The following is a 15,164-nucleotide window of genomic DNA, read 5'->3' as shown; positions in this document are numbered from 1 at the left end:
GCAGCACTAATGACCATAAAGAAGGAGGTTGAATCGTTCTGTTAGTTGACGACGGGTTGCTATAGACTGCGTGCTGAGCAAGATAAATATATGGCTGGTGTGTAAGAAGCGTAGTTTGGTGCGCGGTATTTAGCTATTAAATAAGAGCCCTTGAATAGAGGGGGGATTGTTTTGTGTGTTAGGCTGGGGTTGAAAACCTCAGCCGAAGGCATGTTGTGTGGTAATTATATTTAAGAATCGACGGATGTTGGCAATTATGGACTGTCTTCATTTGCGCCTTAATAGTCGGCCATTGCTCTATTTTGAGGGCGGGGGAGGTATTTTTAAAAAAATATTTTTTTTTACTTTACACGGAAATTTTGAGTGGTACATTTGTAAAAGTTTTAAATGCCTAAATAAATTTATAGGTTATTAGGGATGGTGGCTTAGTGCGGAATTCTGAAATTACAAATAATAAATTAAGTTTTTGATCTGACAGATTTGGCATTGAAGGTTTATGGAAAATTTATTGAATAAAATAGAAAGGTATGAAGCCTTCTTTGCAGCTGATTCTGCCAATAAAAAATTAGCCGCTAACCTTATAGATTTATATATGAGGGCGGGTCAGTTAGATAAGGCCAAGTCCCAATTGGAGAGTGCCGTAGAGCATTGGCCCGAGGAGAGTGAATTTATATTTCAGCAGGGAATGTTGTGTTTGTATTTGAATCAGTATTTAGCTGCGATTGATAATTTCTCTCAATTGTATAGTGCGAGTATTCCGCAGGATGTGGTTAGGTACAATGTAGCTTGGGCTCAAATGGGGTTAGGTCAAGCAGATGAAGCTCTAGGTACCTTAGAGGAAATGAGCGGACTTACCTCTAGGGCGCAATTACTAAAAGGGCGAGCTCTACACTCTCTTGGACGATTCTCTGAAGCTGAAGCACTTGTCCTTCCACTGTTGAATGAGGATGAGCTCTCAGTTGAAGTGGAATCAATGTTAATAACAATCGCCTTAGATTCTGAGAATACAGAGTTAGCACAGGAGAGAGCAGAGAAGCTGATTGAAAGGTGCCCAGATAATCTTGAAGCAAACGTCACATTAGGTGTTGTAGAGTTAGAAACAGGCAAATTAAGCAAGGCCGACAGTTACTTTGAGGTTGCACTTTCAACAAAGCCTGATAGTGGTAGGGCCCATTTAGGTTGTGGTCTTGCTGCAATGTTGCGGCAGGATTTGAATAAAGCAATTTATCACCTCAAGAAAGCCGTTAGTGAGATGCCAAGCCACCTAGGTACTTATAATGCTCTTTCTTGGTGCTACATATTTCAACAAGATTTGAAACAGGCAAAGACAATAGCCTTAGAAGTGAAAAACTTAAACCCTAAGTTTGCGGAGAGTCAAGGGACTCTCGCAATTATTAGTGTTTTACAGGGGGATAAGCAGGAAGCCAAAAGATTTACAAAATTGGCAAATCGATTAAACCCTGCCTCATTTTCTGGACAGTTTGCAGCCTCTCTTTTGGCTCACGATGCTGGTGATGAAGAGACTTCAAAGAAAATTGTTAGAAACTTACTGGATACCAATATGAAAAAAGATGGCGGTTCGTTGTCTGATGCCTTAAAGCGGTTTAACCTACCTAATTAAATAGTTAGTTTAAGTTAAAGTATAAAGTTGTATAGGTTTGTGCGTGTGACTTTAGTATGAATCCAGAGGTAGCTTTAGACCTTGTTCGGGAAATGCTAAAAACTGCTGCAATGGTATCCTCACCGATTTTAGGCGTTGCTTTATTTGTAGGCTTAATAGTTAGCATTTTTCAGGTTGTGACTCAAATACAGGAGATGACATTAACTTTTGTCCCCAAAATGTTGAGTATAGTCGCGGTAATATTTGCTTTTGGAGCATGGATGCTCGGAACAATTGTAATCTACACGGAGGATATTTTTAGAAAAATAGCTGAGTTCATGTAATGTTAGTTAAGGCTGGAAGTGATTTTGCTATTGTAGTTTTGCTTGTTGCAGCCAGGTTGGCTCCAATTTTTTTTAGTTTTCCGCTGCAAGCCATAATTAATATACCGCTACGTATACGATTTTTTTTGACCATTTCTTTTTCTTTAGTGATTTCCAGTGCCCTGGATTTGTCCTCTATTGGCTTAGCTAACGATTTCAATCTAGCGCTTATGCTGATAAAAGAAATTGTTATTGGTGTTGCATTTTCAGCAGCGATTACAGCCGCCACAGCCACTTTTCTGATAGCCGGTAGGTTAATTGACTTTCAGATGGGAGTTGGAGCTGCGACGCAGTTTAATGCGAGTACAAGCTCCCAAAATTCATTAGTTGGAACAATGTTGGCTCTAGCTGGAACCGCGATTCTATTTGCTAGTGATACACACCATATTCTTCTTAAGGGGATTTACCAGTCATTTATAGTCGTCCCAATTGGAACAGGTATTGATAAAGTTGGAATTTTAAACTCAGCTGTATCTATGGGGAAAATGTTCCTGTATGGAGCGGTAATAGCTGCGCCAGTTATATTTGGCCTGATGATGGCTGATCTCGTGGTCGTTATATTCGCAAGAACAATGCCACAAATGAACCCTTACTTCGTTGGAATGCCGGCCAAAATTCTTATAGGAATTATTTTGCTAATAGTGTCAGTACACTACATGCCAGAACCTATAAGTGCAATCTTCCAAGGAATTACGGATAGCTGGCAAAAGGTAGCAGCCTGATGTCATCTAACGAAAGTTCAGAAAAAACGGAGCCAGCATCCCAGTTTAAACTGCAAGAAGCCCGAAAAAAAGGGCAGGCAGCGAAGAGTATTGAAGTTGTATCCTTAATAACTTTGTTAGGTTTTCTAATGATGTTATTAGCTTTCGGGAAGAAGCTAATCAATAGGGTTTTACACAATACATCATCTATGATGGGTTCTATAAATGATGTAAATAGCAACACTCAGAATGTATTAGCGTGGATCTCAAGTTCAATTAGTGATTGGGTATCAATACTCGCACCAATAATGCTTGCTACAGCAATTTTTGCAATTCTTGGAAATGTTCTACAAACGGGGCTGATTTTTTCGACAGCTACATTAAAGCCAGATTTTAAGAAGCTAAACCCTATATCAGGGCTTAAAAAAATTTTCTCGATGAAGAGTATATTTGACTTATTTAAGTCAGTTTTAAAGATTTCCATTTTAATCGCTTTCCTGACCTGGTATGTGGCTGGAGCTATGGAGTCTTGGGTCGGGCTTTTAGGTAGAAATCCAGCGAGTACGGCTGATATCTTTATTGATTTTGTCGTAGAAATATTTTTCATGACAGCTCCGATCGTTGCATTGTTTGCACTAATTGATTTTATTTTTTCGAAGAAAAAGTTCCTAAAAGATATGAGAATGACTAAGCATGAGGTAAAAGAAGAACACAAGAGAAGAGATGGAGACCCAACCCTAAAGCGTAAGAGGAAAGAACTACAGAAAGAGCTTAGAGATAAGCAGTCGGGTTTAAATAATGTACCTACTGCAACTGTAGTTATTACAAATCCAACACATTTTTCTGTGGCATTAAAATATGATGCCCAAGTAATGATGGCGCCAAAAGTTGTTGCCAAGGGCCGAGGAAACTTGGCGTTAAAGATACGTGATATAGCGCGATCAAAAAGAGTAAAAATCATACAAAGCCCTGCGCTAACACGAAGTATATACAAACAATCCAATATTGATGATTACATTCCATCAGACACATATTTAGCTGTTGCAAAACTGCTTAGCAAGCTAGAGCAAAGCAAGTCGGTTGTAAGATAGTGGAAAATAATAGATTGAAATTTTCATTTGAAAGATTGCTTGGTTCAAAAAGTGAACTGGCGCTGGTGCTGGGGGTCTTTGGAATTCTGGTTGTATTGTTTACGCCAGTCCCCTCAGCAGTTCTAGATTTCTTACTCCTTTTCAACTTGTCTATGGCAATTCTTATTTTGCTATTAACATTTTATATGGACAAACCTGTTGAATTTTCAACATTTCCAGCCATTCTTCTTATCGCAACACTCTTAAGGTTGTCGTTAAATATAGCAGCGACAAGGCTAATTCTGAGTAATGCTGATGCAGGACAAGTTATTGAAGCAGTAGGCGACTATGTGGTTGCGGGAAACTACATCGTAGGTCTTGTTATTTTCTTTATCCTAATTATCGTTCAGTTCATAGTTGTAACCAGCGGTGCTCAACGTGTGGCAGAAGTTGCGGCACGATTTACTCTTGACAGTATGCCTGGCAAGCAAATGAGCATTGATGCTGATCTAAATATGGGACTGATCGATGAGACTGAAGCTCAAAAAAGAAGAAAAGAAATAGAAAAAGAAGCGAATTTTTATGGATCTATGGATGGCGCTAGTAAATTTGTAAAGGGTGATGCTATTGCCGGAATCATTATTATTCTCATTGATATTGTAGGCGGATTAGCGGTTGGAATTGCGCAACTAGGTATGAACTGGGGAGATGCTCTTCATACCTACACCCTTATGACTGTAGGTGATGGTATTGTCACCCAAATTCCCGCTCTAATAATATCCACAGCGACAGGGATTATTATTACAAGAGCTTCAAGTGATTCTTTCTTAGGAAAAGAAATTGGAAGTCAGCTAGGTAAGCACCCAAAAAGTTTAGTGTTAGTGAGCCTGGCGTTAATTTTCTTTTCAATATTGCCTGGAATTCCAATTTGGCCAGTAGCAGTACTGTTGTGTATTTTCATTCCAATCATAATTTTGATAGCGAAATCCAGCGATACTAGTGAGGGAGAAGAAGCAGCAATTCCTCTGGCAGAGTCAACAGATGTAGCAGTTCAAGTTGCCAATTATAATGATATCACTGTAGAACCTATTGAGATCGTATTTGGTGAAGAGCTGGGGGAGTTTGTTTCGAAAGATACGATTTTTGTAGAAAAAGTTAAAGCTTTTAGGCGCCAGTTTGTTGAAGAAATGGGTATTGTTATACCTAACTTGAAGCTGTCCACCTCGATTAATAAGGAAAAAAATAGTTACGATTTAAAATTGTTTAACTCTGTGGTGGCAAGTTCTAGTTGTTTTCCAGACAAGACTCTTGCGATTTCAACAGGAAGTAAAATATCGATTTTAGGTCTGGAAACCAAAGACCCGTCTTATGGATTGCCTGCTGTTTGGATAGATAATTCACAAAAAGAGTTAGCCGTACAGCAAGGGCTAACTGTAGTTGATCCAGTTACTGTGTTATTTACTCATTTCAGTGAAATTATCAAAAGAAACTCAGAAGAACTTTTAACTAGAAAAGAAACTGAGCTACTGCTTGGAAGAGTAAAGGAGACACAACCAACTCTTTATGATGAGTTGATTCCAGAACAGCTCTCATTAAGTGATGTACAAAAAGTTTTGAAATTACTAGTAAAAGAAAAAATACCCATTTCAAATATAGAGCTAATTGCAGAATCTCTAGTCGATAAAGCGAGAATCACTAAAGATCCAGCAACTTTAGTCGAATCAATAAGGCAACAACTGTCAAGAGTTATCTGCGAGCCCTTATTAAATAAAGATAATACCTTGGAAGTTATAACGATAGATCCGAGTCTAGAGCGGAAATTGTTTGAATCAATTAATTATGATGAAACACCAGCTAGCATAAGGCTTGATCCAGCCATAGTAGAGAAATTCATAAAGAATATATCAAAATCAGTAGAGCAAATGATAAAGGGTGGGAATAAGCCTGTACTACTGTGCACAGGAAATTTACGAATGCATATAAAGAAGCTAACGGAGAGATACCTTCCGCATTTAGTCGTTATTTCTTTAAATGAAATTCCCAGCAATACAAATGTTAGATCTCAAGAAATAGTTAGTTTAAAAGGCAATGGCTTCTCGGCAAAGGATAAAATAGCATGAAAATTGATGGTATCTCACAAATATTAGCGAGCCTACACGGTGACATAAATCAATTGAGTAATGTTAGTCAAAACCTAGCCAATGTTAGCACGAATGCTTACAAAAAAGGATTTGCAGTAACCTCAGTTGCCATGAGCGAGGATAGGGCTCAAGCAGTCAACCAAGATTTGACTACTACGATCAGAGAGAGTGATTTCTCACAAGGAGTATTGAAAAGTACCGGAAGAAATTTACATTTGGCAATCGAAGGTAGTGGTTTTTTTTTAGTAAACGATGGAACCGATTACTGGTTGACGAGAAAAGGGGAGCTAAGTATCGATAACCAGGGATATTTAACCCTTTTGAGTGGAGCTCGCCTTCAAGGCTTACAAGGTGATATTGCGTTGGAGCCAGGTGAGTTTGATATCGATGAGACCGGTAATATCTACCAAGGAGAAAAAGAGTTCGTGGAGCAACTTTCTATGTTCAACGCACCTTTAAATAGCTTAGTAGAGGGTAAACCCGGAATGTACAAAAGTTCGTTAATGGCATCCACTGACCAAATTCATGTTCGGCAAGGATTCCTAGAAACATCAAATGTAGATCAATTACAAGAAATGGTTAAATTAATGGAGTTAGTTAGACATTATGAGGGAGGGTACCAAGTGATACAGAGCTATAGCACGATCATGGATGAAGCTATATCTAAAATAGGAAAAGTGTAGTCAGTAAGAAAAACCTGGGAGAAGCACATGATAGATGCTCTATATATTGCGGCAACAGGAATGAGAGCGGAAGCATCTCAAATTGATGTCATCTCTAATAATATGGCGAATTTGAATACACCGGCGTATAAGCGCCAAAGTGTTAGTTTCGAAACTTTAGTGCAGCAAACAGCAAGTCTACAGTCAAACACCCTACGTTCGAAAGGCATGGGATCAGTGGCAGATAGAGTTATTACCTCTTATGAACCTGGCAATATCCAGCCATCCCAAAGCAATCTGGACATCGCTATATCGGGTAAGGGGTTCTATGAGGTAGAGCTTCCGAATGGAACTTTTGCATATACCAGAAATGGACAATTCCAACTGGATGAACATGGGTATATAACAACCTCAGATGGTTATCGCCTAGCTGATAGAATTCAAGTCCCGCTCGATGCATCTGATATTTCTATTGATATCTCTGGTGAAGTGACAGTTACCTATTCTGATTCCTCAACCGACTACATTGGACAGATCACCTTGGCTGGTTTTTCAGCTGAACAAGATTTAGATGCAATTACCGGAGGTCTATACGTATCAACAGATAAGTCAGGAAATGCATATTATTCATCTCCAGGAGAGGATGGATTGGGTGTAGTTCGGCAGAATGCTATAGAAAAGTCAAATGTAGATTTAGTTGAGGAAATGCTGAGCCTAACTATGGCCCAACGTGCATATGAAGGAGGCTCACAAATTATACGAGCAGCTGATGAAATCATGAAAATAAACAATTCATTGAGAGTGTAAAAAGTGAGAGCTTGGACAGTTTACATACCTATTTTTATAGTTCTTTTATTTGTGCACTCTGCGCACAGTGAACAGAAATACTTAAGGTTGTATCCGTCTGCCGTACTTGGAAAAAATGGTATAGCTTTAGAAGATTTAGGGAAGACCAACACGAGTTTGCTTAAGAATCAAGTGCTATTTATTCCACAGTATCTGAAACTAAATCAGTCAATTAGTGGCTTTTGGTTAAGAAAGAGTGATATTTCCGAGCTCCTTGTACAACAATATCCCGAACATTCATTTTCGATATTGGGTCCTGACGTAATTAAAGTTAAATGCCAAATGACTGTTTTTAACGAAAAAGAACTACAGGAAAAAATAAAGAGTGTTTATAAAGAAGAGCTCTTAGAATCAAAAGAATTTTCTGTAAAGATCTTACAAAGAGCTGAAAATTTAAATGTTTGTAATTCCTTTGACAAGTACCATCTGAGTAGATCAGTCAAGGGCGAATTACGAAAGATAGAAGCAATAACAATTTCTTCTTTAGGACATCTTAAGCAGCCAAGTATCACGACAGTTTGGGTTGAAGTAGAAGATTACCGAGATGTATTAACAGCAGCAGAAAATATAGAACAGGGAACTCACTCTTCAAGTATTAGAGTAAAAAATAGTCTGGTAGATGTCACAAAAGTTAAGGGCGTAACTATAAAAGAAGTTCCCGCGGATACACGTTTGCAAAGAAATATCGGCATTGGTCAAGTGCTTGTGAAGGATAATTTTGAATCCATACCGGACATAGAATCCGGCGACACAGTTCGAGTAATTTCAATTGTCAACCAAGTCAAGGTATTCACTACCGGAACGGCTATGTCTGATGCAAACCTGGGTGAATATGTATCAATTAAAGTTGATTATGGGCAAAGTTACTTAGAAGGAAAGGTTGAAAATAATAAAACTGTAATAATTATGGAAGAGACATGAAGTTTTTGAAGAAAATATCAATTTTGTGTGTGACTTACTTAGCGTTAATAGCTGATTTTGCAAACAGCGAATCACTGTTTAATGAGGTTACATTTGAACCTTTGATGTCCGATTATAGAAGTGTAAATATTGGAGACACCGTGACAGTGGTTGTTGTGGAGTCTTCCCTTGCAGCTTCTAGCGAAGCAAACAGCACGAGTGCAGATGCAGGATTATTTGGTGCCATTAATAGTGGTTATAACTTCAAAATTAAGAATAAAGTATTTGATGCTGAAGCAGATGTTGCTTTAGGCTATGGAGCCAATAAAGGATCAAGTAGTAATAAAGACGGTTTACTTCAAGCGGTTATTACTGCAGAAATTGTAGAAATCCTGCCTACCGGTAACTTAGTTATTGAAGGAAGACAGCACCTCGTGGTTAATGGAGAGGACCAATATATATCAATATCCGGCATTGTTAGCCCTTTATATATAGATGCAGATAATACGGTCAGTTCAAATAGAATTAGTAGAGCTAGAATAATTTACTCTGGTGAGGACCCTCAGGCTATCACTGTTTGGCAAAAATTTACCCGTATTTTCTGTTGTTCTTCTGGGTCCCTTTTAGGTAGTGCAGAGGATAAATATCAAGCAAATCATCAGTTTGATAATGCCCTCTATGAGAAAAGTAAGTAAGAATTTTAGAGATTTTTAGCTATGTTCAGATATAAGTATATATATCCAAGAACGTTATTATTTATATTTATAGCTTTACTATCACAACCCTTGTTTGCCTCTGTCAGGCTTAAAGAAATTGCTCGAATAGAGGGGGTTCGAGAAAATGCGTTGGTTGGTTATGGATTGATAGCTGGCTTAGCAGGTACAGGAGATACAAGGAGGTCCAGTTCTACAATACAGTCAATAACAAATACTTTAGCTAGATTTGGAATATCTGTTAATGAGGACGATATCAGCAGTCGAAATGTTGCTGCGGTTATAGTGACCGCAACGCTACCTCCATTTAATCAGCCGGGCGATACGATAGATGTCAATATATCATCTATAGGTGATTCACGGAGCTTAATTGGTGGAACACTTTTAATGACACCTCTTACTGGAGCGAATGGCGAAATTTATGCACTGGCTCAAGGGCCAATTTCAGTGGGTGGATACTCGTATGGATTAAACGGTAATGTCGTTCAAAAGAATCATCCAACGGTAGGTATTATCGCAAACGGGGCTACCGTTGAGAGGGAAGTTACCACTAGATTAGTTAAAGATGGGTACTTAAGTGTAGTTTTATCACAGCCTGATTTCACCACAGCAGATAGAGTTACGAAAGCGATACAATTAAATTTTCCAAGTTTACATACCGTAACTCGCCATGCCGGAAAAATAGATGTTTCAGTACCCGATAACAGTAATCTAGTTGAACTTTTGTCGAAGATAGAGAATATATCAATTAATCCAGATATTACGGCAAAAATTATTATAAATGAAAGAACAGGAACTGTTGTATCTGGCGGTTTTGTAACTATAGAAGCAGTATCAATATCGCATGGTAACTTGGAATTAAGTATCGCTACAGAATATACGGTTTCACAACCGAATATACTGGCTTTATCAACAAAAAATACCTCTTTTAATGGTGATAATTCTTCGCCCATATCCACAGTAGTTGCTCCAAAAACAAACTTACAAGTTCGAGAACAGGGATTGTCGGCAGTTTCATTACCTCGAGGTAGTACCGTTAATGATTTAGTTAGAGCACTGAAACAAATTAACGTTAGTACGAGGGATATGATTGCTATATTGCAAGGCATAAAAGCAGCTGGTGCACTGCATGCAAAACTTGAGATTCAATAAAGGTAAATAATATGGCAGATCTAATAGGAAGTGTAACTTCAGAGATCTTGACAAAGTCTATAAATAGAACAGTCATGGAGAATAAGTTAATCGGAAATGATATAGCAAATATTGATACAGTCGGTTATGTAGGAAAAACTACATCCAAAGGAGTACTTTATCGTGAACTAGCAGAGCTCATTGAAAATCAAAGTACCGATGAACTTGAGTGGTTGGCGACTAATTGGGAGCCAAGAAGTGAAATAAGCTCACTAGAGGTTGTAACTTTAGAGCGACAGATGACAAGATTGGCTGAGAATACTCTTTTATTTGAGTCATTAATCACCGCGAAATCAAAATTGTCAGAAATACTAAAAGCAGCAGTTAGAGAGGGGCGCTGATGAGTTTAGATAGCTTTTCAATTAATTTAAGTGGTCTAAATTACCACAGACAAAAAATCGACTCAGTAGCGAGTAACATAGCTAATGCAAATGTCGTTGCAAAGAATAAATCCGAAGCCTACAAAGCGATAGATGTTGTAGCCTATTCCTCTCCAGAAAGTATAACAAAAGGTGTAGAAAATATATCAGTTATCGAGAAGAATTTGGAAGCTGGCAAGGTTTACTCGCCCTCTCATCCATTTGCAGACGCTGATGGCTATATTTATCGGGCAAATGTAGATATTGCAGAAGAGATGGTTGAACTTATGACTTCTATCCGCTCATATCAGGCCAATATTCAAGCTTTGGAAGCTTCGAAGAAACTTATACAGCTGTCTATAGATATGGGTAAACGATAATGAGCGTAAACGAAATTGATTCAATATCCTATTTGGGATATTTAGGTCCACAAAAAATAAATAATAACGATGACAATAAGGAAAGTTTTATTGATGTTATGAGCGCTATTGTGCGAACTGCTGATGACAAATATCGTAAGGCAGAAGAGTTGTCTCTTGATCTAGCTGCGGGAAACTTAGATAACGTACATGAAGTTATTGCAAGTATAAGTAAAGCAAAGCTAAATTTTGACTTGGTTGCCCAAGTAAGAAATAAACTTCTTGAAGGATATCAAGAAGTAATGAAAATGCAGATATAAGGGATTCATCTCATGCCTTTTGATTTTAAAAGCAACCAGATGAGAATTATTTTATTTTTCATTATTGTTTCTGTGTTGATTGCCTTAATCTTAATTTTTCTTTTTAATAAAGGAAAACCCGCTTTAGCATACGACCTCACAAATGACGAACTTGTCAGGGTGGCTGATGAGTTAGCTAGGGAGAATATTGCTTTTGATATAGAGCGAGGTACTGGTTCAATCTATGTTGATCAAAATGATCTATCCAAGTCAAGGATGATTGTTGCTGGAAGTGGAGCGTTAGGACAGCAAAATATAGGGTTTGAAATTTTTGACAGTTCGACCTACGGCCTTACTAATTTCTCCCAACGGGTTTTTTATCAAAGAGCTCTCCAGGGTGAGTTAGAGAAATCAATTAAGACACTGGCAATCGTTCGTAGTGCTAGAGTACACCTTGTAATACCTGAATATAAGGCTTTTCGTAAAAATAGCGAAGATGCGAAAGCTTCAGTAATACTTGACTTAAAAGATGGAAATACACTAGAAGCTAAAGAAATTATAGGAATACAGTTTCTATTGTCTTCCGCAGTTCCCAATTTAAACTCAGAAAATGTAACCATTATGGATGTAATGGGGCGCCTCTTATCGGGTCAGGATGATGGGATGTTTGGGGGATCGCAATACATGGATCTGAAACTGGAAGTGGAGCGCCACTATCACGAAAAGATTTCTAGATTGTTTTCTGGAATCATGAAACCTAATAAATTTGAAATTGTAGTTGATGTTACGCTTGACAATACAAAAAGAGAAAGCACAAAGAATGGAGTCGTTCCGTTATCGGATTCTGAAGCAGGTTTGTTAATTAACAGTAAATCGGATAGAAAGTTTAGAGAAAAGAAAGCTACGCCTTCAACAATAGGGTCCCTGGATGGACAGGACGATTCTATTCTTTCAGAAAGTATTGAAAATAGTTATCAATATACAACCGAGCTGGTAAAAACCAAAGAAGTACCTGGGGCGATACAAAAAATTAGCATTTCAGTAATTCTATCTAAGGATATTGAGGACTCAATAGTAGGTAAGCTAGAAAATCTAATTATAAATAGCGCTGGACTGGACTTGAAACGTGGAGACAGAGTTTCAGTTGAGAAAATTATACCGGTCGAGATTGTGGCTCCACTGCATACAGAGATAACACAGGTTAACAATGTACATTTGCGCAATCAAGTCAAGCTTAAACAGCCTGATGTTACAGACAAAGCTTACTTCAAACTGTCTCAGGAAGAAATATTGAGATTATTACAGCAGTACTGGTTGTATATTTTGCTGATTGTAATAGTTTTTTCTGTTTGGTTTTTAAATTATAGGAAAAATAGAATATCAAAGCCTGAAAGGGAAGCGCTGTTAGAAGACATCAGATTGTTTCTGGTTGGTGATATTAAAGAGGGAAGAAAAAATGTTATGTAGTGGAGGAAAGATACTTTTACTTAAATATTTATCACTCTCCAATTTTGATAAGCTATGGATTCAGTTTAAGTTAAGCATGGAGGAGAGAAAGTTATTTGCCAGGAGTTTGAAGACTGTTGATGGCGATAATATTAAGAATATCAGTTATAAAGAAATGCAAGGATTGGTTGATGAAGTTATGAAATCAACCAATACGTATTTTTCTAAAAAAAAATATTTTGATAATAGACTCCCTGCTTGTGTTTCGAAAATTATTGTCGGTAATGGTAACGATATTGCAATTGTCGATGATGAACTTTCTAGTCACCTAAAGGTGGTTTTGGAAGAGCTCGTTCGCCAGGAATTAAAGGGGACCACTAATGCCTAAGGTAATGCGTGGATCTGCAATATCAGTATCAGGCGTATATAGGCCAACTACGGATGTGAGTAACACACTGGAGATTGAGGAGTATTCTGTTACAGAAAGAACCACTGAAATTTATCCTGATTTTACAAAAAAAATTGAAATCCTGGAAACAAAAATAGGCGAGTTAACTTCAGATATCTCTAGAAAAGAAGCCAAAATTCAGGAGTTGGAGTCTCAGCTGACTACAATAAGAATAGAGACGCAAGGAATCTTGTCGTACTGTGATAAAAATGTAGCTTTGCAACAGTCCTCAGGGTATAGAGACGGGTATCAGAAGGCACAACTAGAAGTAAACGCAGAAAAGCTTGCGTTAGAAAAGAAGTACGGTCAAAAGGTTGAAGAAGAAATTGACTTTATTAAGAAATTATCGACTGAAATTCATTCAGATGTGGACAAGCTGTTCGTACTTCTAGCCTTTGAATCGTGCTGTAAAATTTTAGGAAGAGAATATTGCAAAAACGAAGGAATTATAGCTGTCATTAATTCAGCTTTAGATAACCTTAGAGCCTCAAACGAGGTGAGAATTTATCTTCATGAAGCAGATTATCTAAGATTGTCGGAGAATTTGGATCTCGTACGGGAGATTGCTGGAAGCCAAGTAAAGCTCATGATGAAAAATAGCCTCCCAGTAGGGGGGATTCAGGTAGAACATGATCAAGGCTTATGGGACATTGGCTTAGGGATACAGATGTCGGAGATTAATAAACTAATATCCGAAGCTATAAATAATGAGTTGAGCTACTGATGATTTGCACAGATCTCCTGATACAATCTATTCAATCGTCATTAACAATATCAAAATACGGAAAAATTGTTGGCTTCCATGGGAGCACATTTTCTGCTGTGGGATTGGATTCTTGTGTTGGGGATATTTGCTTAGTCAGCAAAGCTACTGGAGGTGAGAAAGTTCAAGCAGAAGTCATTGGTTTCGAAGATGATAGATTATTGTTGATGCCTCTAGGTTCAATTGTAGGACTTAGAGCTGGGGATAAAATAGAAAAGGGAGATAGGGTAAGCACGGTTAATTGTGGTGAGCATCTCATAGGGCGTGTGATAGATCCTTTCGGTTCTCCTTTGGATGGCCGAGGGGAGGTTAGAGGCTCGGCAATAAATATTGCTAACTTTGCTACTCCGGTAAACCCATTTTCTAGAGAGAAAACCTCTGAGATTGTGCATACGCAAGTACCAGTAATTGACTCCCTGTTGACAGTAGGATTTGGACAGAGAATAGGTATATTTTCAGGCAGCGGAGTTGGGAAAACTACATTACTGGGAGCTTTACTAAAAGGGGATAATTTTGAGATTAATGTTATAGCCCTAATAGGGGAGCGAGGTAGGGAAGTTACAGAGTTTGTTGAAGACGTTCTCGGAAGTGAAGGACTTTCAAAGTCAATTATTGTTGTTGCAACACCTGATCAATCGCCACTGGTAAGAGTTTATGCAGCAATTACTGCTTCAAAAATTGCAGAATTTTACTGCAAGCAAGGGAATAATGTTCTGCTAACTATGGACTCAATAACACGTCTAGCCATGGCGCAAAGAGAAATTGGTCTATCTCGAGGAGAGCCGCCATCATTTAAGGGATATACGCCATCCTGCTATTCAATGCTTCCCGATCTTATTGAGAGGGCTGGAAATTTTAAAGAGCGTGGATCGATAACTGCTTATTACACGGTTCTTGTGGAAGGGGATGATATGAGTGATCCAATAGCTGACTATATGCGTGGAATCTTAGACGGTCACTTCATATTGAATAGAGAAATTGCCGCACAAGGCAAGTACCCAGCCATAGACCTGCTAAATAGTGTAAGTCGTTTACTTACTGTTTTGGCCACCAAAGAAGAGCTTAATGTAATTAGAAAAATAAAGAATAGTCTTTCCTTGTTTGATGAGGCTAAAACTATGATAAAAATAGGAGCTTATAAAAAGGGTGATGAGCCGGACTTGGATAAATCAATTGTGGTAAGCTCTAAAGTTGATCAACTTTTATATTCCGGAGAGAGAAATTATCGGGATGTAATTCTAAAAGAGTTCGAGAAATTAATTCTAGAGCTATCCCTTTAGGCT

The 15,164-nt window shown here is 38.1% G+C and carries 17 protein-coding genes; all 17 read left to right on the top strand.

The window, feature by feature from the left end:
• Positions 1-496: 496 nt before the first annotated feature.
• Genes ACJJIQ_RS14585 through ACJJIQ_RS14505 form a run of 17 tightly spaced genes read left to right on the top strand, consistent with a single transcriptional unit; the run spans position 497 to position 15,161 of the window.
• A complete protein-coding gene (locus ACJJIQ_RS14585; RefSeq protein ID WP_445362292.1) occupies positions 497-1,621 on the top strand; it encodes a tetratricopeptide repeat protein in 1,125 nt (374 codons plus the stop codon).
• Between the two features lie 56 nt (positions 1,622-1,677).
• Positions 1,678-1,944 (top strand): flagellar biosynthesis protein FliQ, encoded by a 267-nt coding sequence (gene fliQ / locus ACJJIQ_RS14580; RefSeq protein ID WP_444925666.1) that lies wholly within the window; start codon positions 1,678-1,680, stop codon positions 1,942-1,944.
• Complete coding sequence (locus tag ACJJIQ_RS14575) at positions 1,944-2,705, top strand: flagellar biosynthetic protein FliR (RefSeq protein WP_444896394.1); 762 nt, start codon at positions 1,944-1,946, stop codon at positions 2,703-2,705. Before fliQ ends, ACJJIQ_RS14575 begins: the two co-directional genes overlap by 1 nt.
• Positions 2,705-3,775: an EscU/YscU/HrcU family type III secretion system export apparatus switch protein gene (locus ACJJIQ_RS14570; RefSeq protein WP_444896395.1), complete on the top strand. Its 1,071-nt coding sequence runs from the start codon at positions 2,705-2,707 to the stop codon at positions 3,773-3,775. The genes ACJJIQ_RS14575 and ACJJIQ_RS14570 overlap by 1 nt, the downstream gene beginning before the upstream one ends.
• Before the next feature lie 14 nt (positions 3,776-3,789).
• A complete protein-coding gene (locus ACJJIQ_RS14565; RefSeq protein WP_444925663.1) occupies positions 3,790-5,874 on the top strand; it encodes a flagellar biosynthesis protein FlhA in 2,085 nt (694 codons plus the stop codon).
• Positions 5,871-6,578 carry a flagellar hook-basal body complex protein gene (locus ACJJIQ_RS14560; RefSeq protein ID WP_444925662.1) on the top strand — a complete coding sequence of 236 codons (708 nt, stop codon included), beginning with the start codon at positions 5,871-5,873 and terminating at the stop codon, positions 6,576-6,578. The genes ACJJIQ_RS14565 and ACJJIQ_RS14560 overlap by 4 nt, the downstream gene beginning before the upstream one ends.
• A 27-nt stretch (positions 6,579-6,605) precedes the next feature.
• Positions 6,606-7,364 (top strand): flagellar hook-basal body protein, encoded by a 759-nt coding sequence (locus ACJJIQ_RS14555; RefSeq protein WP_444896398.1) that lies wholly within the window; start codon positions 6,606-6,608, stop codon positions 7,362-7,364.
• A 3-nt stretch (positions 7,365-7,367) separates the two neighbouring features.
• Entirely contained in the window at positions 7,368-8,324 is a 957-nt protein-coding gene (gene flgA / locus ACJJIQ_RS14550; RefSeq protein ID WP_444925660.1) for a flagellar basal body P-ring formation chaperone FlgA, read from the top strand.
• The gene (locus tag ACJJIQ_RS14545; protein WP_444896400.1) at positions 8,321-8,998 is read left to right on the top strand and encodes a flagellar basal body L-ring protein FlgH; all 678 of its coding nucleotides are present in this window, start codon (positions 8,321-8,323) and stop codon (positions 8,996-8,998) included. Before flgA ends, ACJJIQ_RS14545 begins: the two co-directional genes overlap by 4 nt.
• A gap of 21 nt (positions 8,999-9,019) precedes the next feature.
• Positions 9,020-10,168, top strand: a complete 1,149-nt coding sequence (locus ACJJIQ_RS14540; RefSeq protein WP_444925658.1) for a flagellar basal body P-ring protein FlgI — start codon at positions 9,020-9,022, stop codon at positions 10,166-10,168.
• Positions 10,169-10,179: 11 nt separating this feature from the next.
• Complete coding sequence (locus ACJJIQ_RS14535) at positions 10,180-10,548, top strand: hypothetical protein (protein WP_444925657.1); 369 nt, start codon at positions 10,180-10,182, stop codon at positions 10,546-10,548.
• Entirely contained in the window at positions 10,548-10,946 is a 399-nt protein-coding gene (gene flgC, locus ACJJIQ_RS14530; protein ID WP_444925656.1) for a flagellar basal body rod protein FlgC, read from the top strand. The genes ACJJIQ_RS14535 and flgC overlap by 1 nt, the downstream gene beginning before the upstream one ends.
• Positions 10,946-11,245, top strand: a complete 300-nt coding sequence (gene fliE / locus ACJJIQ_RS14525) for a flagellar hook-basal body complex protein FliE (RefSeq protein ID WP_444925655.1) — start codon at positions 10,946-10,948, stop codon at positions 11,243-11,245. The genes flgC and fliE overlap by 1 nt, the downstream gene beginning before the upstream one ends.
• A gap of 12 nt (positions 11,246-11,257) precedes the next feature.
• Positions 11,258-12,691: a flagellar basal-body MS-ring/collar protein FliF gene (fliF, locus tag ACJJIQ_RS14520; protein ID WP_444925654.1), complete on the top strand. Its 1,434-nt coding sequence runs from the start codon at positions 11,258-11,260 to the stop codon at positions 12,689-12,691.
• A complete protein-coding gene (locus ACJJIQ_RS14515) occupies positions 12,681-13,058 on the top strand; it encodes a hypothetical protein (RefSeq protein ID WP_445362291.1) in 378 nt (125 codons plus the stop codon). Before fliF ends, ACJJIQ_RS14515 begins: the two co-directional genes overlap by 11 nt.
• Entirely contained in the window at positions 13,051-13,842 is a 792-nt protein-coding gene (locus tag ACJJIQ_RS14510; protein ID WP_445362290.1) for a FliH/SctL family protein, read from the top strand. Before ACJJIQ_RS14515 ends, ACJJIQ_RS14510 begins: the two co-directional genes overlap by 8 nt.
• Positions 13,842-15,161, top strand: a complete 1,320-nt coding sequence (locus ACJJIQ_RS14505; protein ID WP_444896408.1) for a FliI/YscN family ATPase — start codon at positions 13,842-13,844, stop codon at positions 15,159-15,161. Before ACJJIQ_RS14510 ends, ACJJIQ_RS14505 begins: the two co-directional genes overlap by 1 nt.
• Positions 15,162-15,164 lie beyond the last annotated feature (3 nt).

Source organism: Microbulbifer maximicatervae (SeqCode) (genome assembly GCF_052468295.1).
This window is presented reverse-complemented; position numbering and strand designations above follow the sequence as displayed.

Bases quoted from the DNA above. Each gene is read 5' to 3' on its own strand.
- ACJJIQ_RS14585 (WP_445362292.1), top strand. From the start codon at position 497: ATGGAAAATTTATTGAATAAAATAGAAAGGTATGAAGCCTTCTTTGCA.
- fliQ (WP_444925666.1), top strand. From the start codon at position 1,678: ATGAATCCAGAGGTAGCTTTAGACCTTGTTCGGGAAATGCTAAAAACT.
- ACJJIQ_RS14575 (WP_444896394.1), top strand. From the start codon at position 1,944: ATGTTAGTTAAGGCTGGAAGTGATTTTGCTATTGTAGTTTTGCTTGTT.
- ACJJIQ_RS14570 (WP_444896395.1), top strand. From the start codon at position 2,705: ATGTCATCTAACGAAAGTTCAGAAAAAACGGAGCCAGCATCCCAGTTT.
- ACJJIQ_RS14560 (WP_444925662.1), top strand. From the start codon at position 5,871: ATGAAAATTGATGGTATCTCACAAATATTAGCGAGCCTACACGGTGAC.
- ACJJIQ_RS14555 (WP_444896398.1), top strand. From the start codon at position 6,606: ATGATAGATGCTCTATATATTGCGGCAACAGGAATGAGAGCGGAAGCA.
- ACJJIQ_RS14545 (WP_444896400.1), top strand. From the start codon at position 8,321: ATGAAGTTTTTGAAGAAAATATCAATTTTGTGTGTGACTTACTTAGCG.
- ACJJIQ_RS14540 (WP_444925658.1), top strand. From the start codon at position 9,020: ATGTTCAGATATAAGTATATATATCCAAGAACGTTATTATTTATATTT.
- ACJJIQ_RS14535 (WP_444925657.1), top strand. From the start codon at position 10,180: ATGGCAGATCTAATAGGAAGTGTAACTTCAGAGATCTTGACAAAGTCT.
- flgC (WP_444925656.1), top strand. From the start codon at position 10,548: ATGAGTTTAGATAGCTTTTCAATTAATTTAAGTGGTCTAAATTACCAC.
- fliE (WP_444925655.1), top strand. From the start codon at position 10,946: ATGAGCGTAAACGAAATTGATTCAATATCCTATTTGGGATATTTAGGT.
- fliF (WP_444925654.1), top strand. From the start codon at position 11,258: ATGCCTTTTGATTTTAAAAGCAACCAGATGAGAATTATTTTATTTTTC.
- ACJJIQ_RS14515 (WP_445362291.1), top strand. From the start codon at position 12,681: ATGTTATGTAGTGGAGGAAAGATACTTTTACTTAAATATTTATCACTC.
- ACJJIQ_RS14510 (WP_445362290.1), top strand. From the start codon at position 13,051: ATGCCTAAGGTAATGCGTGGATCTGCAATATCAGTATCAGGCGTATAT.
- ACJJIQ_RS14505 (WP_444896408.1), top strand. From the start codon at position 13,842: ATGATTTGCACAGATCTCCTGATACAATCTATTCAATCGTCATTAACA.